General features: G+C 71.5%; 17 protein-coding genes. 7 read left to right on the forward strand and 10 right to left on the reverse strand.

Translation table 11 applies throughout. The annotated features are described in order from the left end of the window. The 4 genes from P8A18_RS04025 to P8A18_RS04040 are packed head-to-tail and all read right to left on the reverse strand — an operon-like array spanning nucleotide 1 to nucleotide 9,312. Nucleotides 1–477, reverse strand: a complete 477-nt coding sequence (locus tag P8A18_RS04025) for an acyl-CoA thioesterase (protein ID WP_306051883.1) — start codon at nucleotides 475–477, stop codon at nucleotides 1–3. Next, nucleotides 474–6,359 (reverse strand): type I polyketide synthase, encoded by a 5,886-nt coding sequence (locus P8A18_RS04030; protein ID WP_306051884.1) that lies wholly within the window; start codon nucleotides 6,357–6,359, stop codon nucleotides 474–476. The genes P8A18_RS04025 and P8A18_RS04030 overlap by 4 nt, the downstream gene beginning before the upstream one ends. Next, nucleotides 6,356–7,375 (reverse strand): enediyne biosynthesis protein, encoded by a 1,020-nt coding sequence (locus P8A18_RS04035; RefSeq protein WP_306051885.1) that lies wholly within the window; start codon nucleotides 7,373–7,375, stop codon nucleotides 6,356–6,358. The genes P8A18_RS04030 and P8A18_RS04035 overlap by 4 nt, the downstream gene beginning before the upstream one ends. Continuing rightward, nucleotides 7,372–9,312: an FG-GAP-like repeat-containing protein gene (locus tag P8A18_RS04040; RefSeq protein WP_306051886.1), complete on the reverse strand. Its 1,941-nt coding sequence runs from the start codon at nucleotides 9,310–9,312 to the stop codon at nucleotides 7,372–7,374. The genes P8A18_RS04035 and P8A18_RS04040 overlap by 4 nt, the downstream gene beginning before the upstream one ends. 321 nt (nucleotides 9,313–9,633) lie before the next feature. Here P8A18_RS04040 and P8A18_RS04045 point away from each other — a divergent pair, with 321 nt between their 5' ends. From P8A18_RS04045 to P8A18_RS04065, 5 genes are all read left to right on the forward strand, one after another. Continuing rightward, nucleotides 9,634–11,181 (forward strand): GMC family oxidoreductase, encoded by a 1,548-nt coding sequence (locus tag P8A18_RS04045; RefSeq protein ID WP_306051887.1) that lies wholly within the window; start codon nucleotides 9,634–9,636, stop codon nucleotides 11,179–11,181. 260 nt (nucleotides 11,182–11,441) lie between these two features. After that, nucleotides 11,442–12,077: a carboxymuconolactone decarboxylase family protein gene (locus P8A18_RS04050; RefSeq protein WP_018551319.1), complete on the forward strand. Its 636-nt coding sequence runs from the start codon at nucleotides 11,442–11,444 to the stop codon at nucleotides 12,075–12,077. Then, nucleotides 12,074–12,952, forward strand: coding sequence for an SDR family NAD(P)-dependent oxidoreductase (locus P8A18_RS04055; RefSeq protein ID WP_306051888.1), 879 nt, complete (start codon nucleotides 12,074–12,076; stop codon nucleotides 12,950–12,952). The genes P8A18_RS04050 and P8A18_RS04055 overlap by 4 nt, the downstream gene beginning before the upstream one ends. A gap of 276 nt (nucleotides 12,953–13,228) precedes the next feature. After that, a complete protein-coding gene (locus tag P8A18_RS04060; protein ID WP_306051889.1) occupies nucleotides 13,229–14,284 on the forward strand; it encodes a carboxymuconolactone decarboxylase family protein in 1,056 nt (351 codons plus the stop codon). 357 nt (nucleotides 14,285–14,641) lie between these two features. Beyond that, complete coding sequence (locus P8A18_RS04065) at nucleotides 14,642–15,439, forward strand: helix-turn-helix transcriptional regulator (RefSeq protein WP_306051890.1); 798 nt, start codon at nucleotides 14,642–14,644, stop codon at nucleotides 15,437–15,439. A 131-nt stretch (nucleotides 15,440–15,570) separates the two neighbouring features. Here the strand turns inward: P8A18_RS04065 and P8A18_RS04070 are convergent, their stop codons facing one another. From P8A18_RS04070 to P8A18_RS04095, 6 genes are all read right to left on the reverse strand, one after another. Next, nucleotides 15,571–16,272: a maleylpyruvate isomerase family mycothiol-dependent enzyme gene (locus tag P8A18_RS04070; protein ID WP_306051891.1), complete on the reverse strand. Its 702-nt coding sequence runs from the start codon at nucleotides 16,270–16,272 to the stop codon at nucleotides 15,571–15,573. Next, complete coding sequence (locus tag P8A18_RS04075; protein WP_306051892.1) at nucleotides 16,269–17,291, reverse strand: NAD-dependent epimerase/dehydratase family protein; 1,023 nt, start codon at nucleotides 17,289–17,291, stop codon at nucleotides 16,269–16,271. Before P8A18_RS04075 ends, P8A18_RS04070 begins: the two co-directional genes overlap by 4 nt. A 212-nt stretch (nucleotides 17,292–17,503) precedes the next feature. Continuing rightward, the gene (locus P8A18_RS04080) at nucleotides 17,504–18,814 is read right to left on the reverse strand and encodes an ABC1 kinase family protein (protein WP_306051893.1); all 1,311 of its coding nucleotides are present in this window, start codon (nucleotides 18,812–18,814) and stop codon (nucleotides 17,504–17,506) included. Nucleotides 18,815–18,906: 92 nt separating this feature from the next. Further along, complete coding sequence (locus P8A18_RS04085; protein WP_306060665.1) at nucleotides 18,907–19,680, reverse strand: TIGR03084 family metal-binding protein; 774 nt, start codon at nucleotides 19,678–19,680, stop codon at nucleotides 18,907–18,909. Nucleotides 19,681–19,685: 5 nt separating this feature from the next. Continuing rightward, nucleotides 19,686–20,420: a MerR family transcriptional regulator gene (locus P8A18_RS04090; protein WP_306051894.1), complete on the reverse strand. Its 735-nt coding sequence runs from the start codon at nucleotides 20,418–20,420 to the stop codon at nucleotides 19,686–19,688. 438 nt (nucleotides 20,421–20,858) lie between these two features. Further along, complete coding sequence (locus P8A18_RS04095; RefSeq protein WP_306051895.1) at nucleotides 20,859–22,214, reverse strand: C39 family peptidase; 1,356 nt, start codon at nucleotides 22,212–22,214, stop codon at nucleotides 20,859–20,861. Nucleotides 22,215–22,402: 188 nt separating this feature from the next. Between P8A18_RS04095 and P8A18_RS04100 the strand changes: the two genes are divergently transcribed. Together P8A18_RS04100 and P8A18_RS04105 are read left to right on the forward strand one after the other, a co-directional pair. Further along, nucleotides 22,403–22,987: a uridine kinase family protein gene (locus P8A18_RS04100; protein WP_306051896.1), complete on the forward strand. Its 585-nt coding sequence runs from the start codon at nucleotides 22,403–22,405 to the stop codon at nucleotides 22,985–22,987. A 402-nt stretch (nucleotides 22,988–23,389) separates the two neighbouring features. Then, nucleotides 23,390–25,306: an AAA family ATPase gene (locus P8A18_RS04105; protein ID WP_306051897.1), complete on the forward strand. Its 1,917-nt coding sequence runs from the start codon at nucleotides 23,390–23,392 to the stop codon at nucleotides 25,304–25,306. Nucleotides 25,307–25,337 lie beyond the last annotated feature (31 nt).

Raw genomic sequence — 25,337 nt, forward strand, 5'->3', positions numbered from 1 at the left:
TCACCCCGCAGTAGTTGTGAGCATCCGGGAGGACGCCGTACCGGAGACGCTGTAAGGGACCAGGGCGAGCCGCAGCGGCTCGGGGACCCTGGTCGGACGGGTGTCGGTGTTGGGGCCGCGCATGCAGGCGATCCTCTGCTGCCCGCGCGCGACCAGGGTTTCGCTTCCGTCCGGCCCGAGCCGCACGTAGTCGAAGGTGAACGCGATCTGGGTCTGGGTGAGGTCCAGCAGCCGCATCCGGATGGACAGTTCGTCGAAGGCGGTGATCTCGGCGAAGAACTCGCAGTCCACCTTCAGGGTGAACAGTTTGAGGTCGGCCCGGATGTCGGCGAGCACGTCGGGTGCCCGGTCGCGCAGGAACATCTCCCGGCAGCGGCCCTGCCAGCGGAGGTAGTTGACGTAGTAGACGTTGCCGACGAGGTTGGTCTCCTCGAAGCCGACCAGGTGGCGGTACTCGTAGTAGGCCGGTTGCGTCATCGGGTCCCCTCGGTCAGCACGGTGAACGACACCGGATCGGCGACACCCTCCAGGGCGGTCGCGAAGGACGTGATGCGGTGTGCGCCGCCGCGGAAGGCCACCCAGCCGGCCGGCAGTCCCGCGTCGCCGTCCAGGCTCGGCGCGGCCACCGCGTGGCCCGCCTTGCGCAGCGTCTCCACCGCGCCCCACACCCGGGTGGCGGCCAGGCTCAGCGCCTCGCCCCGCCCCTCGGCGAGCAGCCGGGCCAGCGCCAGACCGTCGGGGCCGAGCAGCGCCGCCCACTCGTCGGCCGGCCGCTCGGCGGCCACCTCGACGTCACAGGTGACGGCCTGGTCGGCGACCACGGCGAAGGTGACGCCCGCCGCGTGCGAGGACGACACCCGGCGCGGGTCGGTCAGTTCGGGCCGCCCGTCGGGCCGGTGGTGCACCTCGGTGGTACGCCCCAGCGCCCAGCTCACCGCCTGGGCGGTGCGCTGCCGGCGCTCGTCCACCGATGACCCGTCCACCGGGCCGCCGGGCAGCACGACGCACCGCAGCGGGTGGCCGAGCGCCGCCTCGGCGCGCCGTTCCAGGAAGGGGCCGAGCAGGGCCGGCAGCCAGGGTCCGGCTCCGTCCTGCTTGCGCACCGCCTGCAGCAGCAGGCCCTCCCAGCGCTCGACCAGCCGGCCCGCCTCGTCGCGGACGTCCAGGTCGTAGAGGTAGCTGTCGCCGTCCCGGGACCGCTCGCGGGCGTCGAGGAACAGCAGTCGCCCGGTGTCGTCCGCCGGCCGGTCCGCGAGACGCAGCCGTGCCACGCTCACCGGCAGCAGCGTGGCGTCGGGCACGCACGCCTGGATGGAGTGCATGAGCGCGTCACGGGTGCCCGGGTCGGCCAGTACCAGTTCGCCCGGGTGGTAGGCGGCGAACCAGTCGGCCCGGGGAGTGTCGTCGATCTCGGCCAGGCAGTGCTTGGCGGCCAGGTCCCGGTAGCCGAGCAGCCGCTGGAAGCGGTCGCCCTGGAAGAGCACCGGCCCGTACAGCTCACCGGGTGCCAGCGGCACCCGCGGCACCTCGTCGGTGACCGGCGCCGGGTCACTGGCCGGCTCCGGCCCGCCGAAGCGCAGGGTGGCCCGGAAGTGGTCGGCCTGGAAGCCGGTCTCACTGCTGCGCACCACCGCCTCGACCGTGTCGGGTCCGGTGACCAGGGCGGCCACCCGCAGGGTCGTCGTGCCGTTCACCGGGACCACGATGGGCCGCAGGAACCCCATGTCCTCCAGCACCGGGGTGGACCGGTGGCCGGTCAGCGCGGTGGCCACCTGAGTCATGGCCTCCATGCCGAGGACGGCGGGGAAGAGCAGGTCGCCGTCCAGCAGGTGGTCGGCCAGGTAGAGATCGCTGCCGGCGCCGAGTTCGGCGTCCGCGACCAGTTCGATGCCGGGATAGTGCACCTGGACCCGTTCCAGGAACCGCAGCAGCGGAGGTTCGCGCTGCTCCAGGGTGAGCGTCGGCAGGCCGCCGGCCCGGCCCATCACCACCAGGGCCGGCGGGACGGTGGTGTCGGCCAGCAGTTGGCCGAGCAGTTCCACGCCCTGGTCGGCGGGGATCGGCTCGATGCCTTCGCGGACCAGCCCCTCCAGGACGCCCAGCCGCTCCCCCATGCCGGCACCGGACCAGACCGACCACTCCAGTGCCAGGCAGCGGCAGTCGGGGTAGTCCTGCTGGAACTGGACGGTCAGCTCGGTGAGCCAGTCGTTGGCGGTGGCGTAGTCCGCCTCGCCGCGCAGTCCCGCCCGGCCGATGATGCTGCCGAAGGTCACGAAGAGCCGCAGCGCCGCCGGGTCGATCGCGGCCAGCACGGCCTCCACGCCGTCGATCTTGGTAGCCAGTGTGCGACGGAACGAGTCCTCGTCCAGATTGGCGAGTGCCTGCGGCTGGTTGCGGCCCGCACCGTGCAGCAGGCCGGTGACCGGGCCGAGCGCCTTGGTGATCTCGCCGACCGCGGCCTTGACCTGGTCGACGTCGGTGACGTCGGCCCGCGCGTAGTGCACCCGGACACCCGCCGCCTCCATCCGGGCCAGGTTGTCCGCGAGTTCGGCGTCCTCGGCGGGGTCGGAGCGGCCCATCAGGCCGATCGCCGCGCCGTTCTGCCCGGCCAGCGAGATGGCGCACTCGGCGGTGATGCCCTTGCCGCCACCGGTGATCAGCAGGACGTCGCCGGCGTCCAGCGCCTGGTGGGTGGAGTCCCTCGCCAGCTCCACCGCCCGCAGCACCGGCTCCCGCCGCACACCGTCGGAGTCGTAGTGCACCCCGCTGAACCCGGTGGTGGCCAGCACGTCCGCGGTGATCCGGGCGCTGATCCGCTCAGCGGCGTCGGCCGTCATGTCCTCGGGCAACGGCAGAGTGACGACGGTGACCGGGATGTCCGGTGCCTCCAGGTGCAGTGTCTTGGCCAGGCCCGCCGCCCCCCTGCGGTCGCCGACGGCGACCAGCCGGGTGCCGGCGGCGCGCCGTTCCGGGTCGAGTGCGGCCCGGGCGGCGTCGAGCATCAGGCCGATGTGCTCCTGACCGCAGTCGCGGGGCAGGGCGAGCAGGACGCCCGCGCCGGGCCCGCTCGCGCGCAGCTTCTCGGCCAGCGGGCCGGCCAGCGGGTGCCGGTCGGAGGCGAAGACCTCCCAGTCGCCACCGGGCCCGGCAGCGGGGCCGCCGGGCAGCTCGGCCGGTGTCAGATCGACCACGAACGGGCGTACCCAGCTCGCGACACCGGGGGCGGCGGACGGCTGGTGGTCGTCGGGCGACTGCTCGGCCAGCTCGTCGAGGAGTTCGGCGAGCTGCCCCAGCGTGGAGGTGGCGAACGCGGTGGTGACCATGGGGGCGGAGATGCCCAGCTCCTGGGCGGCCTGGTTCATGATCTGGCCGACGGTGATGGAGCTCAGGTGCAGTTCGTCGAGCGGGTTGGCCGCCGGATCGACCGTTTCGACCGGGAGTTCGGCACGCTCGGCGGCCAGCCGGAGCAGTACCTCCAGGCTGGAGGCGTCCTCGCCGTCGGCTGCCGCGGTGCCGGCGGTGGCCGCGAGAGCGGTCAGCTCGGGCAGCGCGGCCGGCATCGACTGCTCCAGCACGAAGTCCTCGCCGTTGGACTCGCAGGGGCTGGCGAAGAACAGGAACTCCTTGTCCAGCGGCAGCGGCCGGGTGAAGCGCCCGGCGAAGAGCCGGCTGTGCCGGACCGGCGCGCCCATCGTCCAGGCGGCGGCGACCGTGCCGAGCAGCCCGGTCAGTGACAGGGCGTCCGCCTCGGTGGCGACCGCGGGCACATCCGGCAGGATCTCGGCGGCCAGCGACTTCAGTACGTGGCCCGGTCCGACCTCGACCAGCAGGTCCACCTCGCCGTCCATCTCCTGGAGCGCCTCGGTGAACCGGACCGGTTGCAGTACCTGGCGGGTGAGCAGGTCCACCACGTCGGTGTCGGCGGGCAGCAGCCCGCCGGTGACGGTGGAGACCAGGCCCTCGCCGACCGGGCCGAACCGCTCGGTCGCCAGGTGCTCGGCGAGTCCGGCCGCGGCCGGGGCGACGGCCGGTGAGTGGAAGGCGTGCGAGACATTGATCCTCGCCATGCCGACGCCCTGTCCGGCCGCCAGTGCGCAGACCCGTTCGACCGCCGCGACCGGGCCGGACACCACGGTCTGCCGCGGACTGTTGTAGCCGGCGATCACCACCGGCTCGCCGGCGGTCAGGGTCTCGGCGAGTTCGGGGGTCGTCGCGAGCGCCGCCATCGTGCCGTCGCCGTCGCTGGCCTCGGCCATGATCCGGCCACGGGCGCCGGCCGCGCTCAGCACGGTCGGCTCGTCCATCGCGCCCGCCCAGTGCAGGGCGGTCAGTTCCCCGAGGCTGTGCCCGGTGGCCCGGACCGCCTCGATGCCGAGGATGTCCAGGATCCGCAGGCCCGCGACCGAGGCGGCCACGATCCGGGGCTGGGCGACGTCGGTGGCGACCAGGTCGCCGTCGGTGGGCAGCGAGAGCCGATCGTACAGCTCGTCCACGGCGGCGAACCGGCGGCGCAGCGCGCCTCCGTCGCCCCGCTTTCCGGCGCCCTGGCCGGGGAAGAGGAAGCCGATCCGGGGGGCCGATCCGGCGCTGCCCAGGAAGACGCCTCCCGGGGTGTCCAGCAGCGAGCGGACTCCGGCGGCCAGTTGTCCGGCCAGCTCGGTGAGCCGCTCGGTGGCCTGTTCGGGCGAGGCGACGAGCACCGCGGCGCGCAACGGCCGGCCGTCCAGCTCGCCCTGCAACGTGGCTGCCAGGTCGCCGAGTTCGGCGTACGACAGCTGGGCGCAGAACTCGGCGAGGCGGGTCGCCTTCTCCCGCAGTTCCTCCGGGTCGGCGCCGTCCAGCAGGAACAGCTCGGCGTCCTGCCGGGAGGCGACCAGTTTGCGGGTGACGCTCGGCACGGCGCTGCGCCGCAGGCCGTCGGCGTGTTCGACCACGACGTGGGCGTTGATGCCGCCGAAGCCCATGGAGGAGACCCCGGCCCGGATGGGCATGTCCTGGGGCCACAGCTCGGCGCGGTCCGGGACCCGCAGCGCGGGCTCGGGGCCGAGGAGTTCGGGGTGCGGGTCGACGTGGCTGGTGGCGGGCGGGATCACCTGGTGGCGGACCGCGAGGATCGCCTTGAGGAGCCCGGCGACGCCGGCCGCCGCCTTGGTGTGGCCGAAGTTGCCCTTGACGGTGCTCAGGGCGGCCGGGGCGAGGGCCCCGGAGGCGCGGCGGGCCTCGGAGAAGGCGCGCAGCTCGGTGGCGTCACCGACGGCCGTTCCCGTGCCGTGGCCCTCCAGGAGGCCGATGGTCTCCATGCCGAAGCCGGCCGTGCGGTAGGCGCGTCGGATGGCGAGCCGGTGGCCGCTGGCCTCGGGCCGGGTGATGCCGCCCTTCCCGTCGGAGGAGTAGCCCCAGCCCGCGATGGTGGCGTAGCGGAACCGGCCCTGCGCGCGGGCGTCCTCGTCCCGCATCAGGACGAGCATGCCGCAGCCCTCGCCGGGCCAGAAGCCGTTGGCGCCCTTGTCGTAGACCCGCATCTCGCCGGTGGCGAGCGCGCCGGTCTTGGCGAAGCCGATCACCTCGAAGGGGTCGATGCTCAGGTCCACACCGCCGGCCACCGCCACGTCCATCGTGCCGCGGGCCAGCGCGTCGCACGCGGTGGAGACCGACAGCAGGGAGGACGAGCACGCGCCGTCGACGGTGAAACCGCCGCCCTTGAAGTCGAAGTGGTTGCAGATGCGGCCGGCGATGGTGTTGGCCAGGCCGCCGGCCAGGGTGTCCTCGCCGATGGGCGGGAAGGCGCTCTTGTAGCGCTGTTCGAGGCTGTCGAGGAACGCGGTGAGCGCCTCGTCGTCCCAGCCCTGCTCGCGCAGCGCGGCGCCGACGGTGCGGCGGACGTACGGCCAGCGCAGCCGCATGAGATTGGCCCGGCTGAACTCCCCGGTGAGGGTGTTGCCGATGATGACGCCGGTGTTGACGTCCGCCAGCCCCTCGCCGAACGGGAAGCCGGCGTCCTCCAGGGCGCGGGCCGCGGTGTCCAGGGCGAGCCAGTGGGTCATGTCGGTGGAGCGGAAGGTGCTGCCCGCCACCCGGTAGCGGACCCGGTCGAACTCGAATCCCTCGATCACCGCGGCCTTGGCGCTGTAGAAGCGGTCGGGCGCGGTGGGGTCGGGTGAGTAGTAGTCCTCGGCGCGCATCCGCTGGTCGGGCAGTTTACGGAAGGCACGGCGGCCCGCCAGCACGTTCTGCCAGAGCTGTTCGGGGTTCTCGGCGTCGGGGTAGCGGCAGGCGATGCCGACCACCGCGATCCGGCCGGAGGGTTCCCGCTCGTCGTTCTCGGCCGTGGTGACGGGCCTCGGTTCGCTTGCGGTCATGCCGCCACCGCCTCGTTGTCGGCCAGGCGCTGCGGCTCGGCGGGCCGCGCCACCGTGCCGCCCGGCGCATCGTTTCCTCGGCGCCGTTGCAGGCCGTGGGCGACCCACCAGCCGATGCCGCGGACGGCACACACGATCGTGGTGGCGAAGAAGAGTGTGTATACGACGTTGAAGAGCATCAGCAGCCCGTAGACCATGGCGACCGAGGAGCCGAACATGAACTGGTTGCGGCCCTTCGACGGGGTGGTGCCGGGGTCGGTGATCATGTAGTTGGTGAAGAGCACGAAGGCGACACCGCTCATCGGTCCGAGCGCGGACCAGATGGCCACGTCCCAGATGAAGTGGCGCAGCACCGCTTGGATGACGAAGCCGCCGAGCCAGCCGACGATCAGCGGTATCCGCTTGGTCAGCATGGCGTTGATGACCGTGCCGGCGGTGGCGATGACCAGCGGGATGCCGACCCGGAAGAACGTGTTCGCGTTCTCGGTGAACTCGTACGGCGGGGCGATGCTGATCCAGGAGCCGAACATGAGCAGTGAGACGGTGATACCGAAGTTGGACGGGTTCATGTAGTGCCGCATGCGCCCGTTGATCGGTGCCTGGAGGACGTGCTTGCCGGCCACGCCGATGAAGACACCGAGCAGGATGGGCAGCAGCAGGTCGTTGGCGTAGAGCAGCATGTTCACCGCGAGCGCGGTGATGTGGGCGGGCAGCAGGAACTCGTACACCCTGCGGAACCCACCGCCCAGGAAGCGGGCCCGGCGGTTCTGGGCCCAGGCGCTGATCACCTCCAGCACCATCTCGACCGCGTAGGCGAACGGCGCGCAGATGATCGGCCACAGCCAGGGCTGCTCGAAGCCGAGCAGGGTGTAGCCCAGGATGTTGAACACGCTCATGGAGATGGCGAAGTTGCGCAGTGCCAGGTAGCGGGGATCCCGGTTGGGTTTCTTCTTCTCGGTGGGGGGCTGGGCGGCGTGCGGAGCCGCCTTGACTGTCTGGGAACGGTTGTCGGTCATCGGCTCGTCACCTCCTGGATGTCGTCGGTCAGCATGAGGGTGTGGCTGCCCGCGGTGAGCTGCTGGGTCTTGGTGTGCAGGCCGCCCTCGCTGTCGTGCCATGTGAAGTGCGCTTTCACCGGGCCGCTGTAGGTGTCGAGGCCGAAGCGCACGTCGAAGCTGCGGAAGCCTCCGTGCCCGCCGCCGCCGTCGAGCTGGGCGATCTGCCGTCCCTGCGGCGTGGTGATGCTCACCGTGGTGCCGTACGCGGGCGAGCCGGGGGCGGCCAGCCCCTCTCCGGCGGTGGCGTCCGGCGCGGGCCGGTACAGCCGCAGTGTCAGGTCGTTGCCCAGCTTCGGGGCCTGGTTGGCGTAGAACGCGGGCGGGCCCCACTGGCGGGCTATCGCGAAGTCCAGCGCGCCGCTGCCGGTGGTGTCGGCGGTGGCGATCGCACGGGTCGGGATCGGGACGTCGAGGCCGAGCTGCTCGCTCACGTTCGCGTACTTGCCGCTGCTGGTCCGGGCGTAGAACGCCATCACCTCGTCGCCGGCCAGGTCGTCACCGGGGCCGACATGCGGCCACATCGCGGGGTTGGAGAGCAGGTTGTCGTTGGTCATGGCCAGTTCCTGGAGCCACGGCCAGCGGTCGATGTCGCCCTTGACGAAGCCGTCGGCCTGCAGGATGTTCTGCTGGCCGTTGTTGAGGAAGTCGCCCATCTTGGCGTCCCAGCCCCAGCCGGTCCAGGCGACGCCGTTCTTCTGCGCCTCCTGCTTGAACGGGGCGATGCCGTCCTGCAGTTTGGCCTTCGCGGCGGCCGGGCTGTCGGCCTTGTTGATCCAGAGGAAGTTGCTCTCCTCCAGGCCCCAGGCGACGGTGATGTTGCTGACCATCATGTCGAAGCTGCCGTTGCCGTCGACGTCACCGAAGTCGACCCCCATGCCCTTGAAGGAGCCGTTGCCGAGCACGAACGACTTCGGGGTCGTCGCGGTGCGCTCGCCCTTGGCCTCCGTGAAGCGGATGTTGCCGGGGGTGGAACGGTTGTGCAGCAGGTGCCCGTGGCCGAAGTCGTTGGCGATGTAGACGTCGGGCAGCCCGGAGCCGGTCAGGTCGGCGCCGGAGATGGCCAGCGTCCAGCCGGTGGAGTTCTCGTACGGGATGGCGTCCTTCTCCTCGACGAAGGAGACGTCGGGGTCGGGGCCGGCCGAGCCCTTGTACCAGCGCAGCACGTGGTCACCGCCCGCGTTCTTCGCGCTGGACAGCGAGTCGTTCATCTCGACGTTGCTGAGGCCGTTCGGGTCGAGCACGTCGGAGTCCGGGAAGTAGTTCCCGACGATCATCGACGGGTGGCCGCTGCCGTCGAGGTCGGCGACGTAGACGGCGTCGGTGTTCCACCGCGGTCCGTGGTACTTGCCGTCGAGACTCTGCGAGGCGACGACCTCGCGCGGGACGTACGCGGACTCGGACGGGGTCTTGGCGTCGGACTTCGCCAGGAACAGCACCGGGGTGCGTCCCCAGTAGGTGACCAGGAAGTCGTTGCGGCCGTCGCCGTTGAAGTCGCCGGGGGTGCAGCCGGTGGGCGCCATGGCGTCGTCCATCGGCAGCGGCTTGCCGTCCAGCACGAACGGGGTGAACCGGTCGGCGGCACGAGCGGTCGGGGTGTAGGTGACCACGACCGAGTCGGTACGGGTGTCGACGATGCACATGCCGTTGGCGAGTCCGTGGCCGGTGACATCGTTGACCGCGATGCTGGCGCCGACCGAGGAGATCCAGGCGCGGATCTTCTCGTAAGCCGGGTTCACCTCACGGATCGTCTTCTTCGGCTGCGAGTCGTATCCGGGCGGCATCGCGATCGGCATTTCCTTGAACTTGTACGCCGCAGCAGCCTCGTCACCGCCCGCGACGGACACCGATGTACGGACGACGAAGAACAGCGAGGTCGCCACCAATATCGTGACCACCCCTGGTATGAGCCTGCGGAATCGCTGTCGGTACGACATCCCAATTCCCTCCCGTGAACGAGAAATGAACGGCTGGCCGAGGTCATTGCGAATGTAATTCCGAAATTACTGTCGCAGTACCTGGCACTTGAGGATCTACCACCCCGGCAAGCGCTGCTTCTCTGACGTTGCCACGGTTCGAAGGGAGCACTTGCCTTCAGTGCGGGGAATATCCACGGCCCCGGTCATTGAGCAGTCTCGGAGAAGACCGGATGCGGGCGGCCTGTAAAACTCGGGTGAGATCGGACCCTGTCGAATCACAGTCTGGCGAGGTTTAAATCCATGACGCACACGTATGACGCGATCATCGTCGGGTCGGGCTCCGCGGGTGCGGCGCTCGCAGCCCGGCTGAGCGAGGACCCGGGCCGTTCGGTACTCCTCATCGAAGCGGGCCCGGACTTTCCCGATCCGGCCGACATCCCGCACGACATCACCAACGGCAATGCCATGTCGATGAGCAAGCACGACTGGCACTACCGCGCGGAGATCATGGACGGCCGGCGCATCCTCTTCCCCCGAGGAAAGATCACCGGCGGCTCGTCCGCGGTCGGTGCCACCATCGCGCTGCGGGGGGTGCCCGAGAACTACGACAAGTGGGCGGCGGCGGGCAACCCGGCGTGGGCGTACGAGCAGGTGCTGCCGTACTTCCGCCGGCTGGAGGACGACCTGAACTTCGAGGGCCGGTACCACGGCAAGGGCGGCCCGGTGCCGATCCGCAGGTTCCAGCCGGACGAGATGACCACCATGCAGCGCGCGTTCACCGAAGCGAGCCTGGCGGCCGGATTCCCCGAGGTCTCCGACCACAACCACCCCGAGGCGACCGGTATCGGCCCGATCCCGTCCAACCGGCGCGACCCCCGCTTCCGGGTCTCGACGGCGATGGCGTACCTGACGGGCGAGGTACGGGCACGGGGGAACCTGACCATCCGCAGCGGGACGCTGGTGCACGAGGTGCTCTTCGAGGGCGACCGCGCGGTCGGCGTCCTGGTCTCGGCCGGTGCCGGCGAGCCGGAGGAACTGCGGGCGCACAAGGTCGTCCTGTCGGCCGGCGCGGTCAACACCCCGACGCTGCTGATGCGTTCGGGAATCGGCCCGGCCGACGACCTGACCAGGCTCGGGATCGATGTCCGGCTGGACCGGCCCGGGGTCGGCGCCCATCTGATGGACCACCCGCGGACCGGCGTGTTCATGCGGCCCAAGGAGGGGGCCCTGGACGAGAACGTGCCGTTCCTGCAGTCCATGGTGCGGACCACGGCCAAGGGGTCGACCGACTTCAACGACATGCAGTACTACATGGTCAACCACTTCGACCTGGAGCTCTTCCCGGAGCTCCAGATGCTGGCCGGCGCTTCGATGATCTTCGGCGTGATGGTGGTGGACCAGCAGCCGGAGTCGGTCGGCCGGCTGCGGCTGGCCTCGGCCGACCCGGCGGCGGGGCCGGACATCCAGCTCGACTTCCTCTCCACCGAACGGGACCTGGAGAAGATGGTCCAGGGCGTCCGGACCTGCTGGGAGCTGGCCAACCACCCGGGGATCGCGTCGCGGGGCGACGGCTTCATCGTGCTGAACGACAAGCTCGTCGAGAAGGACGCGATGGTCGAGCAGTACGTGAAGGTGAGCCTGGACAGCGGCTATCACCCGGTGGGCACGGCCCGCATGGGCACCGCTGACGACGCGGGCGCCGTGGTGGACGAACAACTGCGGGTGCACGGGGTGGAGAACCTGTACGTGGCCGACGCCTCGGTGATGCCGAGCATCGTCAACTGCAACACCAACCTCACCTCGATCATGATCGGCGAGCGGCTGGCGGACTGGCTGCGCGCCGAGTGAACTGAACCCGCCCGGCCTCCTCCTCCGACGGCCGTTCCGGCGCCTGCCGCGCCGGAACGGCCGTCCGTATGTCCGGGTCCAGGACCCGCCGGCAGGCGCACGCAGGGCAATTTGAAAGACGAGACGCCGTCACCATTCCTGCCACCATGAGAGAAAACAACGCCGCAATTACCCGCCGGACAGCAGACCCGGATTTATTCCCGTTTTTCTGAATTGGTTCGCGGGGCGGCTCCCACAATCGGAAGAAAAGGCGATCATCCATGACCGATCCGAATGTGCTGAGCACGGTCCGCGTCCCCCTGGTGGGAGAGGACGAAGCCCAGGGCAGGACCGCGGAGCTGTACGAGGCGATCAAGTCCCGGATGGGCATTCCCTTCGTGCCGGACATGTTCCGCCTGGTGTCCAGCCGGCCCGATCTGCTGGAGGTCGTGATCGCCGGCTACGGCGGCGTGTTCAACGACGGCGTGCTGCCGCGTGCGACCCGCGAGATGATCTCCGCCTGGAGCTCCAAGGTCAACGGCTGCCCGTACTGCGTGGGCACCCACAACTGGTTCCTGGCCCAGTTCGGCGGCGACCAGGAACTCACCGACGCGATCGCCGGCTCCGCCTCGGTGGAGGACCTGCCGATCGACGAGCGCACCAAGGAACTCATGCGCCTGGTCACCCAGATCTGCACGGGTGCGTTCCGGGTCACCGACGAGGACTGGGCCAGGACCGAGGCCGCCGGCTGGACCAACGCGGAGATGCTGGAAGCGGTGTTCACCGCTTCCCTGTTCGCCTTCATCAACCGTCTGGTGGACGGTCTGGGCCTGGGCGACTCGGTGGCCCGCAGCCGGATCGCCTCGCAGCCGGAGGACGCCACGGTGTCCGAGCAGCGGCTGGCAGAACCCCGGTGAGCAGCCCCTCGCGCGCGATCCTGCTGACCGGGGCGTCGTCGAGCACCGGCAGATCCTCCGGCACCGGAAAGGCCGTGGCACTGCGGCTGCACCGGGCCGGCTGGCCGGTCTACGCGACCGCGCGGCAGCCCGAAGCGCTGGCCGAGCTGGAGGCCGAGGGCATCCGGGTCCTCCAACTGGATGTCAACGACGAGGAATCGATGACGGCCGTCGTCGACAAGATCACCGCCGAGCACGGCTCGGTCGGCACTCTGATCAACAACGCCGCCTACAGCCTCAACGGCACCATCGGCGAGACCCCGATGGACGAGGTGCGCAGCCAGTTCGAGACGAACATCTTCGGACTGTGCCGGCTCACCCAGCTCGTGCTGCCCGGCATGCGGGCCCAGGGCAGCGGCCGGGTGGTCATGATGTCGTCCATCTTCGGACAGTTCGCCACCCCGGGCCGCGGCTACTACCAGGCCACCAAGCACGCCCTGGAAGCCATCAGCGATTCGCTGCGGCTGGAGGTGGACACGTTCGGCATCAAGGTGGTGCTGGTCGAACCGTCGCCGGTGCTCGGCGGGTTCGTACCGATGTCGGTCGCCGACCTCGGGATGTCCGGGCAGGAGCGGGGCGGTGTGTACGACGACTTCTGGCGGTACTTCGTCGACTGGCACGGCGCCTACCGGGAGACGGAGAAGCCGAGCGGCCGCGGCCGGATGGCGGTGCGCGCCGAGACCGTGGCGAAGGTCATCGAGAAGGCGGTGACCAGCGACAACCCGAAGATCAGGTACCGGATCGGCATGCCGTCCCGGCTGCTGCCGCGGATGCGGTGGACCATCGGGGACAGGATGTTCGAACGCTTTGTCCGGGCGTTCTTCCCCATCCCCTAGGACGTACCGTCACCGTGGCTCCGCCCGGAACATCGGCGGGGCCCGGTGGTGCGGCCGCACGGAGGCGGAACCCGATGACAGACCGCGCCGCCAACTCGTTTGGCACCGGCCGTCAGACCGCAAGAATGAAGAAGGAGGAACACCGCATCGGTGTGACGATTGACTGGCGCACCGAAGGACATCCGCTGAGGAGCTGAGGGAAGTGCCACCGATGTTTGAAGGCCACGCGGAGCCACCGCGGCGCGACGTCACCGGTCCGGATCCCGGAGCGGACGCATGAAGGACCCGAGACTGCTCGTCCAGTCGCCGCTCAGGAGGCTGTCCCTGCTCCAGGTCCGGCACATCGCGACCGTGCAGTTCGGTGAGGCGGCCGGCGACACCGCCCGGGTCTACCGGGAGCTCGAACGGGACTTCGGGGTGCTGGCCCCGCCCATCGCCCTGCACGCCCCGGTGCCGGAACTGCTCGCTGCCTCCTGGATGACGCTGCGCGAGACCATGCTGGTCGACGGGCTGGTACCGCGGGCCTCGAAGGAAGCGGTGGCCGCCGCTGTGTCACGGGGCAACCAGTGCCCGTTCTGCACCACCATGCACTCCACGATGCACAACTCCCTTACCGCCCGGCCCACTTCATCCGGGCGGGGCACAAAGGCGGCACCGGACGGCGGCGCCGGGACGGCGCCGGACCAGTTGACGGCGTGGATCGGCTCGGCGGGCAGGCCGCCGTTCGCACCCGAGCTGATACCGGAGCTGGCCGGGACCGCGTTATGTCTCCAGTACCTCAACCGGATGGTCAACGTCTTCCTGGGCGCGCAGCCGCTGCCGCCGCACGCCCCGGACCGGGCGGTGGGCCCGGTGCTGCGGGTGCTGACCGGCCTGATGCGCAGCTCGGTCCGGGCCAGGGCCCGGCCGGGTACGTCGCTGTCGCTGCTGCCCGAGGCACCACTGCCGAAGGACCTGGGCTGGGCGGCGGCCGATCCTCGGATCGCCGCGGCGCTGGCCCGCAGCACGGCGGCCGTCGAACTGACAGCGGCCGAACTGGTGCCGGAGCCGGTCCGGGAGCTGGTGGCCGCCGAACTGGCCCGCTGGGACGGCGGCGACCCCGGCCTCGGCCGGGCCTGGCTGGACGCACCGCTGCGGGAACTGCCGCCGCCCGACCGGCCGGCGGGCAATCTCGCGCTGCTCACCGCTCTGGCCTCCTACCGGGTGGACGACAAGGTCATCGCGGCCTTCCGGCAGAACGGCGCGGGTGACCGGGAGATCCTCGCGGTCACCTCATGGGCCGCCCTGCGGGCGGCCCGGCGGCGCGGTTCCCAACTGCTCCGCGACAACTGAATACCCGGCTCCCCTCGGGCCGGAGGCAGTTGTTCCAACCACCGCCCTGCGGTGGTGTTCCGACATAGGGTCCGTGCGCCCTGAATTCTCCAGGTGTGGATACCGATGCAGCGCAGCGGAATCCAACACTTCCATGCCGTCGCCCGAAAGCGGGTCCCATTACCGCCGACCGGCGGCCGGCAGGCGCTGCCCTGCGCGTCCGGTCAGGACGCACTCGCTTCATCGGCACGCTCGGAGAAATACCGTGCAAATCTTTGCGGTACACATTATCGCACCGACAGAGCGTCAGTTCTGAGATGTTGCTCGGCCATTTCCGTCAGGACGCATTCGATTCATCGACAAGCTTGGAGCACTGCCATGCAGGTCGCCGTTGAGCGCGCGATAGCGACGATGTGGGACCGATACGAGGAACCACTCTCGCTCGACGAGATCGCCAATACCGCGATTCTCAGCAAGTTCTACTTCTCCCGGGTGTTCCGCAATCTCACCGGGACCTCTCCGGGACGATTCCTTTCCGTGGTCCGGCTGCACCAGGCGAAGAGCCTGTTGTTGGAGACCGATCTCAGCGTCACCGAGATCTCCTACCGGGTCGGTTACAACAGTCTCGGCACCTTCACCAGTCGTTTCACCCGCAGTGTGAGCCACTCCCCGGCCCGCTACCGGGCACTGGCCCGTGCCGGGCTGCTCGCACCCAGCGGCGGGTCCGCCACGGGGCCGCAGCAGCTCCTCGACGGCGGCCGGCCCACCAGCGTGCTCGAAGGCACCATCCGTCTCCCCGGCACCGCACAGCCGGTACGGATCTACGTCGGCGCGTTCCGTGAGTCCATCGTGCAGGGCCGTCCGACCGCCTGCGCGATCCTGGACGGGCCCGGATCGTTCTCGCTGCGCCTGCCGGAGGGCGCCTGGTACATCCGGGCGGCCGTGCTCGCCATGGACGACCCGCCCTCGCCGCTCGGTCAGCGGCGCCCGCTGCTGGTGGCTTCGAGCCAGCTACTGAACGTACGGCGGGACCAGGACACCCGGGTCGACCTGACCGGGCGTCCGCTGACCCCCCTGGACCTGCCGATCCTGCTGGCGCTGCCGGAGCTGGACTTCTCGGGTCTGCCGAAGGCGGGCGGCGCTCCCTTCGAACTGCCCGCCATCACCGGCACCTGACCGTAGGTGCGAAGGAGACGCACAGGCCGGCGTACGGACGGGCCGCACCGCTGGAGAGCGGTGCGGCCCGTCCGTACGCCGGCCCCGGCCGGTGCGGTCCTGCCGCGCCCCTCGCGGGGCCCGGGTGTGGGTCAGAACCCGCGGACCGGCTCCACTTCCTTCGCGGGCGGCGCGAACGGCCCCCAGGCGAAGGCCGGCATCCAGGTCACCGACGGGTCCCCGGACCAGCGCAGGTCCTCGATCTGGTGCCAGGTGCGGCGGCCGGTCAGCGACCGGAACACGTCGAAGGCCGGGCCGTGAACGGTGGCGACGGGAGCCCCCTCCCCCACCACCCAGTCCCGCTCCGGGGTGTCGATCCGCAACGCGGGCAGATTCCCGCCGTGCAGGGCGAGGCCGAAGCCCATGGTGGCCAGGTCCAGCGCGCCGGGGAACGCCGGATGGCGGTGTGGCGCGACCGTCTCCCCGAGGCCGACGCGCAGGTCGATCTCGTGCGAGAACACGTCGAGCAGCAGGATGCGCCGCCGCAGTTCGGGGGTGCGGTCCAGCGCCTCGCGCAGCTCGCCGTCCAGGGCGTCCCACCGGTCCAGCAGACCGGGCAGGCCGACGCCCTCCGACGGGCGCAGATCGATCTGGTTGTCCTCCAGGGCGACGAACGACTCGCATATGTGGACCAGGTGTCCGATCAGGTCGCGCACGCTCCAGTCGGGGCAGGCGGGCACACCGGCAAAGGCCGTGTCCGGCGTCCGGGTGACCAGACCGGTGATGTTCTGCCTGGTCCGCCGGTAGGCGCGGTACTGCTCGGCCGGATCGTGTCCGGTCCCCGCCGCCGTCATGACCCGCTCCGCTCGCCCGCGGTGCCGGCCTGGCGCCGCGTCAGCAGCCCGGTGCGGTGCAGCCAGTTGGCGGTGTCGGCCATCGTCGTCGCGACGGGCCGCGCCGCGGGGGCGTCGGCCGTCGCGGCCCGGGACACCGGTACCGCGTGCACGCAGGTGTAGGCGGCGCCGAACTCGGCGGGGATGTGCCACGGCCACCACCGCTGGACCGCGTCGGTGACCCGGGCGGCGGGAAGCATGGCCCGCCCCGGCAGCCGCAGCGTCGTGAGCCGGCGGCCCGTCGCCGCGCGGAGCTGGGCCAGGTAGTCGGCCGTCGTCACGTACCGGTTGGGCCCGAAGACGCGTACCGGCTTGTCCGGCGGCGGGCCGAGGGCCAGCTCCCCGAGTACGGCGGCGGTGTCACGCACGTCGCCCAGCGGGAAGCCGCCGGTGGGCCAGAGCGGCATCAGGCCGCGCAGCGCGTCGCGCAGCCGGCCGGTCTGGTCACCGAGCCCCGGGTCGTCCGGGCCCAGCAGGGCCGGGGGGTAGACGATGTGGACCGGCGCCCCGTCGTCCTGGTGCCGCCGGGCAAGCGTCTCGCAGGCCGCCTTGCTCGCCAGATAGGGCTCGTCGGGGTCGCCCACCGGGCTTTCGGCGCGCAGCTCGGAATCGGTGGTGGGAATCAGCGCCCCGACGGTCGAGACGTACAGCACCGTGCCGGCCCCGGACCGGACCGCCGCGTCCAGGACCGCCTCGGTGCCCGCCACGTTGGTGCGGGTGATGTCGTCACGGCGTCTGCGGTCGAAGGAGTAGACCGACCCCAGGTGGATCACGGCGTCGGCGCCACGGACCGCGCGGGCCGCCGCCGCCTCGTCGGCGACGTCGCCGGTGACGGTCTCCACCGTGTCCGGGTCGACGCCGAGCGGGCCGAGCGCGGGCGCCAGCCGTAACGGGTCGCGCACCAGCAGCCGGATCCGTGCTCCACCGGCCGCGAGGGCGGCGACCGTGTGCGAGCCGAGGAAGCCGGTGCCTCCTGTCACACAGACCAACATGTCGTTCCTCCTTTTCCGTCCCCTGCTCGACGTGTCGCGTCGGCCGCCGTCGCGGCCCGTCCGCAGGCGTGTCGGTCCGGCAGGAGCTGTCGGGTGATGTCCGCCGTGCGGCGGCTCGTACCGTCCGCCGGCCCGGTCCGCACGAAGGCGAAGACGGGCGACCGCGGACCGTACGGGGTGCGGCGGGGCCGGCGCGGTTCTCAGGCGGCCCACCCGCCGGAGGGGCCGTTCTCGCGGCGCTCGGAGTCCACTTGGACGTCCTTGGCGAAGGAGGCCATGAGTACGGGAACCGCCTCGGCCTGGAAGTCGACCTCGGAGTCGAACTCCTTGATCATTCCTTCCAGCACCAGCAGCGACAGCAGCGGAAAGGCGAACTCGGCCGCGGCGAAGACGCCGAAATCCTTCTGGAGCTTGAACAGCCGCGGTGCGAACGCCCCGAGGTCGAAGTCCTTCGACAGCGCCCCGGCCACCTCGTCCACCAGCTCCGTCACCGCATTGCGGAATCCCTCCCGGTCCATGTCGGCGGGGAGCCGCGCGGCGCTGTCGAGCACGATGTCCGCACACTTCGGGCCGTTGCCCTGGGCCATGTTGAGGAAGAAGCCGGCGAAGGAGCGCCGCACCGCGTCGGGCAGCTGCACCACGAAGCCGGCGTCGAGCACCACGACCCGCCCCTCACCGTCCAGGCAGAGGTTGCCCGGATGCAGGTCGCAGTGCACCACGCCGTCCACGAAGAGCATCCGGTAGACCGCCCGGAGCACGTCGCGGACCACCTCCTGGCGGCGGGCCATCGACATGCCGTGGGGCCGGAACCGGCCGATGTCCGGGACGAACTCCATGGTGAGCACCGTCGGCCCGCACAGTCCCTCGACGGGCGCCGGGATACGCAGTTCGGTGTGGTCGGAGAGGTTGCCGCGCAGCGCGAGCAGGGAGTCGTGTTCGGCGGTGAAGTCGAGTTGGCGCAGGACGGCGCCGCCGAGCTGGCCGATCATCTCCTCGGCGGGCAGGTCCCGCATGCTCGGCAGCAGCCGGCCGGCCCGCGCGCCGAGCAGGGCGAGGCGCAGATCGGCCTCCAGCACCGGGCGGATGCCGTGCCGCTGCACCTTGACGGCGACCTCGGTACCGTCGGCGAGCCGTGCGCGGTGCACGCTGGCGATACTGCCGCAGGCCACCGGCTCCCAGTCGAACTCGGCGAAGGCATCGGAGAATCCGGCCTCGGCGAGGGTGCGGGCCACCGCCGCCCGCCTCGGCTGCCGCACCTCGTCGGCCAGTTCACCCAACGCGTCGCACCAGCGTTCGGGGACCAGGTCGCGGCGCGTGCTGAGCAGCTGCCCCGCCTTGACGAAGAACGGCCCCAGCGCGGTCAGCAGCCGGGGAGCGCGGTGCGCCAGCCCGGCCCGGCCGCCGCGGGTCATCGTGTGCGGCAGGGCGGCGATCAGATGTCCGGTGACGATCAGGGCGGTGGCACAGGCGCGCTTCGGCAGCAGCCACCAGCTGGTCCGTTCTTCTCGCACGGCAACCCCAGATCCCTCGTGTCGGGCGGACCGAAGACGGCCCGCCAGCTAGGAAAGCAGCCCCCGGGCCGGTGATCTATACGCCATATTGCTCACTGCGGTGCCCGGCCCGTGCCGGGCGGTCCGACGTAGGACTGCGCGATGTCCAGCCACTGGCCGGCCTCCGTCCCGACAGCGGTCAGCGCGAGGTCGTCGCGGTGTCGGCGACGGGTGACGAGCAGACAGAAGTCCTCGGCCGGGCCGGCGATCCGCTGCCCGGCCTCCGGCGGTCCGAAGGCCCACAGCTCCCCGGACGGGGCCGTCAGCTCGAAACGGAACGGCTCGGCCGGAGCCCGCAGACCGCGGGCGCGGTAGGCCAGGTCCCGGGTGCGGGTCCCGAGGAAGACGATGTGGCCGATCCGGTCGGTGAGCACGCGCGGACGCCCGAGGCCGTCGCGGATGTCCTGGCCGTGCGCGAACAGCTCCGCCAACGCAACCGCGGCGAGCACACTGGCCGGCAGCGGCCCGGCCGGCCACGGCACCAGGTCACGCCGTTCCAGTGCGGCCAGCCCCTTCTCGGCGGCAGCCCGTTCCTCGGCCCAGCGACGCAGCAGACCGGGGACCGGCTCCGCGACGTACTCGGCGAGCGCGGCGTCCATCCCGGACTGGAAGTCCTCCCGGACCGGCGCGGTCTCGGCCGCGAAGGCCTCCGCGTCGCTCACCGCGAGCCGGACCAGACGGGAGACGTACGCCAGGTGAGCCACCTGGTGACGGACCGTCCAGGAGGCGGCGGGGGTCGCCGCCGCCCACTCCTCGGGGCTGAGTCCTGCCACGAGATCACCGAGTTCGGTGCCCTCCACCGCCAGATCTGCGTACACGTCCTGCATTGCGGTCACGTGTCCATTCCTTTCGACGCGCCGGAGAACGCAGCGGGCGAACCGGGTCCATCTTCCGGGCGCGGACGGACCGCCGCTTCTTCGCACGTGCTCTGCGCGCCGCCTTCGACGCCCTGGAAGTGACGGACCGACTTGTCCTCCCCGGCGAGGCGGCGCAGGGCGAGCAGCGCCGGTTCCAGAAGGAGACACACCAGCACCGCGCGTTCGGCGGCCTCCCTCGGCCCCCACGCGCCGTCCAGCTGCTCGATGTCCAGCTCCGACGCACGGTCCGCCAATCGCGCGTAGGGCAGCAGCGTCCGCCAGTCGATCTCCGTACCCAGCTCCGACAAGGCGTGCAGAATCTCGCCGAGGCTCCGGGCGGCGGCGGTACCGGAGCCGACGTCCCAGCCCATCTCGGCGATCAGGCTCCACGCGCCCGCGACGCCCGGCGCCTCCGCCCGCTCGCGGTCCCCGTCCGGCGAGGCCGGCCCGCCGTCGATCGGCAGTCCGAGGATCCGGTACGGATCCGGCTGCCGCGCCATGGTGCCGAGAACCCTCCCGGCCACACCGACCGACAGCCGGCGCACACCAATCAGCGCCCGGATCAACCGCAGTCGGTGCAGGTGCTCCTCGCCGTAGTCGGCGCGGGTCGCGCTGACACGCCGGCCCGGGGACAGCAGCCCTTCCCGGAGGTAGTACTTGATCGTCGCGGCCGGCGTCCCGCTGAGGCTGCTGAGTTCCGCCAACGTCATGGGGCCCCGCCCGTCCGCGGCGGTGCCGCCGGAGCGCCGGGTCCCGTCCTCACGTGCGGACTGCCCCGGCCCGCGCCCGGCTTCTCGGCGGGGTACCGCGGGCGGGCCGGTGCGGGCGGCTGCCGCCGCTCGTCGTCCGGAGCGGGCGGCGGGCCGGTCCCCTCCCCCTCGGCCACCGGATCCGCGCATGCGTGCAGTGGTTTCGTCAAAGGGGTCCCTCCCCGGAGAACGGGCTCCTGACCAGGCCGGCCGACGCGGCGGAACGAGTCTGTCGCCGGACCCGGCGATCTGTCTTCTCGTCCGTTGCTCGGTGCGGATCATCTCCACATCGGTGCGGAACCGGCCGGCGGTCGCGAAGGCGCGCTCTCCGGGGCACGGGCGGCCACGCGCGTTGCCGTCGAGCGGCCGTGGCCTTGGGGACCGTGGGGACCTACGTGCTCACAGCAGCCCGAACGACCGCAGGGCCCGGCGCTGGGCCGGCGAGGGGTGGGAGGGCCAGTAGACGTAACAGACCCCGCCCGTCCCGCTCTTGACCTTGCCCTCCGCGTCGTAGCGCTTCGTGCGCAGCCAGATGGTCTCCCACTCGTGGCGGCGGTAGACGTGGCGCACCGCCTCGTCGTCCGGTGACGCGGGGTCGTTGGCGACGACGTCGCCGTCGGGGGTGAAGCCGATGACGGTCATCAGGTGGCCGGAGGTGCCGTAGCCCGCGCCGATCAGTTCCTCCTTGAGGAAGGACTGCGAGGTGATGACCGGGATGCCTGTCCGGACCAGGGTCTCCACGTCCTTGAGGGAGCCGAGCCGGGTCACCGCGGCGCTCATGTCGCGGTAGGTCGCCGCGTAGGCGGCGTTGAACGGCCAGTTGCCGCAGCCCTCGTACTGGTTGTCGTACGTGAAGCGCGCGGCGTGGCAGACCTGGGGGTCCTGGAGTCCGGGCTCGACCCAGGCGAGGTCATCGGCGGAGGGGGTGCGGCCCCAGTACTCGATGATCATCTGCGAGGAGGTGGGGCTGCACCACGCCTCGCCGCCGTTGTCGTACTCGGGGTACTGCCCGACGTGGACGTTCTGCGAGTAGCGCGGCACCGGCAGCTCGCGGACGAGTCCGGGGGTGCTGGCGGGGACGGTGAAGCGGTCGGGGATGTCCGAGGCCATCGCGCCGATCCGCCACACGGTCGGGGTGAGCCGGCTGCCCGGGGTGCGGTACAGCGTGAGCCGCAGCCGGTAGGAGAGCAGGCGCAGGCCGCTCGCCGCGTCGTCCACCGAGAAGGTGTCGGTCCAGACGGAGCTCTTGCCGTCGCTCTGGTCGTCCACGGAGGTGCGGCGGATGTCGCCGTCGCCGGCCGCCCAGCGGCCCATGACGTACCAGGGGGACTCGGTGCCGTCCGAGTAGCGGCCGCGCAGTTCGATCCGGATCCAGGTGCCGGCCGGGGTGTCCGCGTTCCAGGAGGCGATCACCTCGGTCGCGGGGACGGACGAGCGGTGGACGGGTGAGGTCCAGGTCGCGTAGTCCCACGCGGCGGTGGTGCCGGTGTGCGGGTCGGTGTAGTCCGTGCGGCCCAGCGCATGGCCGATGACGAGCCCGGCGCGGCGGCCGGCGACCGCGCGGGTCCCGGCGCCGTGGCCGCAGCGCCAGTCGGTGTACGTGGTCCAGGCGTGGTTGTCCACCGAGGGCGGCGGGGCCGTGGGGCGGTGGTGCGGGGTGGCGTCCGCCACGGCGGCGGTGGAGAGCGTTCCGGCGCCGGCCGCGGCCGCGATGGCGGCGGTGAGCACGGTTCGGCGTGAGGTCGGACTGGGCATGGGCGAGACCCCCGGTCGTCGGCGGAATGGGGCTGCGGTGCACAACAGTGCGCCAACTATCGCGGGTCGCGTCCCGGTTCGGCCAGCGATTCGGCCCGCGCCGGTCAATCAATATTGGTCTCGACCACTGGCGTGACCTGCGGCTGCGCGGGAGCGCCCGCGAGGCGCCCGGCTCGTAGGCTGGGCGCATGAACGACCTTCCGCACCACGCCGCGCGACTGCGCGCCCTCGCGCCGTCCTGCGGACCGGTGCGGCTCGTGGCCGTCGACGGCCACGCCGGATCGGGCAAGAGCACCTTCGCCGCCCGCCTCGCCGAGGCGCTCGGCGGCGCCCCCGTGCTGCACCTGGACGACCTGGCGACGCACCAGGAGCTGTTCGCCTGGACGGACCGGCTGCGCGAACAGGTGACCGAACCGCTCTCGCGCGGCGAGCCCGCGCGCTACGCGCCGTACGACTGGACGGCCCGGGCCTTCGGGCCGCCGCGGACCCTGGAGCCCGCGCCCGTGATCCTCATCGAGGGGGTCGGCGCGGGCCGGCGCGCCCTGCGCCCGCTGCTGGCCCGGCTGCTGTGGATGGACCTGGCGGCCGAGGAGTCCTGGGAGCGCGGGCGGCGGCGGGACGGGCCCGCGCTGAGCGCGTTCTGGGACGGCTGGACCGCCGCCGAGACGGCACACTTCTCGGCCGACCCCTCGCGCCCCCATGCGGACGCTCTGGTACGGCAGTTGCCCGTGGGGTACGAGTGGCTGGAAGGGCCCGTACGGGCGCACTGCTGAACCGTTCCGTCACATGGCGTGACCGTTTCCCGGCGCCGTACCGGGCAGTCGGAAATCGCCCGGGAAGTACCTCAACTCCGCTTGACCCGGGGGCGGTACAGGTCTTACGTTCTCAATGTGCGGCTTTTCGGAGCCCCCACAGACGCGAAGCCCCCGGTTGTTCCCCCGTGATCGGGGGCTTCGTCCTGTGCTCCCCGCACCTCCCCGGCCGCCACCGGACCCCTCTCCCTCACCCTGGGTCACGACGCGTCTTCGGCCTGCGGCACCCTTAGTCGGATACTCCCCGCACAGGTACGATGCCTCTCGGTGCGGTCAATTCCCGTCCACGGCACAGTGTTTCGGCGCGCCTCGGCGGGCTTTCGGGCGGCGGGACATCCTGGGGGCACGTTTGTGGGGGACCTGATGGACATCGGCACGCAGGGCGCACAGGCCCCCGCCGACCTCGCCTGGCTGCGGGGCGTGGACGCCTACACGATGGGCGCCTATCCGCAGGCCGAGGAGGAATTCCGGGCCGCGGTCCGCCACGATCCCGGCATGGCGGACGCCTGGCTCGGGCTGCACGCGCTACGGGTCGACACGGCGTCCGCGCTGCTGCACATGCACCGCCACCGCGACCGCTTCGGCGAGCAGCGCAGCCGCTACCGGCGCACTCTCAACTCCTGGTACTGGCTCGGCTGGTGGGTGCAGCCGGTGCTGGAGAGTCCGCGCGACCTGCTGCTGGCGCACGCCTCCCACTGGCTCGACGGCCGCCATGTGCCCGAGCTCGACCGGGCGCTCGCCGCCCTGGCGCCGGTGGACACCGACCCGCAGGTCCGCTTCCTGCACGCCTGCCGCTCCTACCTGGTCAAGGACTGGGAGCAGCTCGTACGCCACACCGAGCGGCTGGTGGACGACCCGATGCTCGGCATCGAGGCGGGGCTCTTCGGCGGCATGGCGCGGGTGCGGCTGGAGATGTACGGGCAGGCCGAACCGATGCTCGCGACGGCCCTGATGCGCTGCCGCAGCGAGCAGCCGCAGCGCAAGGAGCTGCGCTACTGGCTGGCCCGCGCGCACGAGGGCACCGGCCGCAGCGCCGCCGCCCTGCCGCTCTACCGGGCCGTGCACCGGATCGACCCCGCCTTCATGGACACCTCGGCGCGGCTGGCGGCCATCGCGGACTACGACGGGCTCGACGGTTCCGAGGACGTACCGGGTCTGGCCACCGTGTCGCTGACCGGTCTGGAGGCGGACGTGGCCTTCGCGGAGAGCAGGACGGACGGCGACTCCTCGCCGGGCGCCGACCTGCTGGACGGCCGGGACCTGCCGCCCGGCGGTGAGGCGCAGGATCTGTCCGGGTCCGTGGTCTCCCCACTGCCCGGCGGGGCGCGGGCGAAGACCTCCGTCCCGGGGCAGCCGGCGCCGCAGCCCTTCCCCGCCGGGCCCAGCGACCCGGCCCTGCTGGCCGAGGCGCTGGCCGAGTTGGAGCGGATGGTCGGCCTGGAGCCGGTGAAGCGTCAGGTCAAGGCGCTCTCCGCGCAGCTGAACATGGCGCGGCTGCGGGCCGGCCAGGGGCTGCCCGTACAGCCGCCGAAGCGGCACTTCGTCTTCTCCGGTCCTTCCGGCACCGGCAAGACGACGGTGGCCCGCATCCTGGGCCGGGTGTTCTACGCGCTGGGCCTGCTCGGCGGGGACCATCTGGTGGAGGCCCAACGGGCGGATCTGGTGGGCGAGTTCCTGGGCCAGACCGCGGTGAAGGCCAATGAGCTGATCGATTCGGCGCTGGGCGGGGTGCTCTTCGTGGACGAGGCGTACAGCCTCTCCAACACCGGGTACAGCAAGGGCGACGCGTACGGCGACGAGGCCCTTCAGGTGCTGCTCAAGCGGGCGGAGGACAACCGGGACCATCTGGTCGTCATCCTGGCCGGCTATCCCGAGGGCATGGACCGGCTGCTGTCCACCAACCCCGGGCTCTCCTCGCGCTTCACCACCCGGGTCGACTTCCCCAGCTACCGGCCGCTGGAGCTCACCGCGATCGGCGAGGTGCTGGCCGCGGAGAACGGCGACGTGTGGGACGAGGAGTCGCTGGACGAGCTGCGCTCGATCAGCGGCCATGTGGTCGACCAGGGCTGGCTCGACGAGCTGGGCAACGGCCGCTTCCTGCGGACGCTGTACGAGAAGAGCTGCGCCTACCGCGATCTGCGGCTCTCGGGCTGTACGACGGTGCCGACCCGGGACGACCTGGCGACGCTGCGGCTGCCGGACCTGATGCAGGCGTACGGCGAGGTGCTGTCGGGGCGCGGTCCGGTGGGCCGGGGGCCTCAGGAACCGCCCGTGCTGTGAACCACGCGCCGCGCCCCCGGCCGCCGGGACG

This window comes from Streptomyces sp. Mut1 (assembly GCF_030719295.1).
In the GTDB taxonomy this organism is placed as follows: Bacteria; Actinomycetota; Actinomycetes; order Streptomycetales; family Streptomycetaceae; genus Streptomyces; species Streptomyces castrisilvae.

What these genes read in the sequence shown, in the direction of transcription:
- P8A18_RS04025 (WP_306051883.1), bottom strand. Translation starts at nt 477, where the DNA reads ATGACGCAACCGGCCTACTACGAGTACCGCCACCTGGTCGGCTTCGAG.
- P8A18_RS04030 (WP_306051884.1), bottom strand. Translation starts at nt 6,359, where the DNA reads ATGACCGCAAGCGAACCGAGGCCCGTCACCACGGCCGAGAACGACGAG.
- P8A18_RS04035 (WP_306051885.1), bottom strand. Translation starts at nt 7,375, where the DNA reads ATGACCGACAACCGTTCCCAGACAGTCAAGGCGGCTCCGCACGCCGCC.
- P8A18_RS04045 (WP_306051887.1), top strand. Translation starts at nt 9,634, where the DNA reads ATGACGCACACGTATGACGCGATCATCGTCGGGTCGGGCTCCGCGGGT.
- P8A18_RS04050 (WP_018551319.1), top strand. Translation starts at nt 11,442, where the DNA reads ATGACCGATCCGAATGTGCTGAGCACGGTCCGCGTCCCCCTGGTGGGA.
- P8A18_RS04060 (WP_306051889.1), top strand. Translation starts at nt 13,229, where the DNA reads ATGAAGGACCCGAGACTGCTCGTCCAGTCGCCGCTCAGGAGGCTGTCC.
- P8A18_RS04065 (WP_306051890.1), top strand. Translation starts at nt 14,642, where the DNA reads ATGCAGGTCGCCGTTGAGCGCGCGATAGCGACGATGTGGGACCGATAC.
- P8A18_RS04070 (WP_306051891.1), bottom strand. Translation starts at nt 16,272, where the DNA reads ATGACGGCGGCGGGGACCGGACACGATCCGGCCGAGCAGTACCGCGCC.
- P8A18_RS04085 (WP_306060665.1), bottom strand. Translation starts at nt 19,680, where the DNA reads ATGCAGGACGTGTACGCAGATCTGGCGGTGGAGGGCACCGAACTCGGT.
- P8A18_RS04090 (WP_306051894.1), bottom strand. Translation starts at nt 20,420, where the DNA reads ATGACGTTGGCGGAACTCAGCAGCCTCAGCGGGACGCCGGCCGCGACG.
- P8A18_RS04095 (WP_306051895.1), bottom strand. Translation starts at nt 22,214, where the DNA reads ATGCCCAGTCCGACCTCACGCCGAACCGTGCTCACCGCCGCCATCGCG.
- P8A18_RS04100 (WP_306051896.1), top strand. Translation starts at nt 22,403, where the DNA reads ATGAACGACCTTCCGCACCACGCCGCGCGACTGCGCGCCCTCGCGCCG.
- P8A18_RS04105 (WP_306051897.1), top strand. Translation starts at nt 23,390, where the DNA reads ATGGACATCGGCACGCAGGGCGCACAGGCCCCCGCCGACCTCGCCTGG.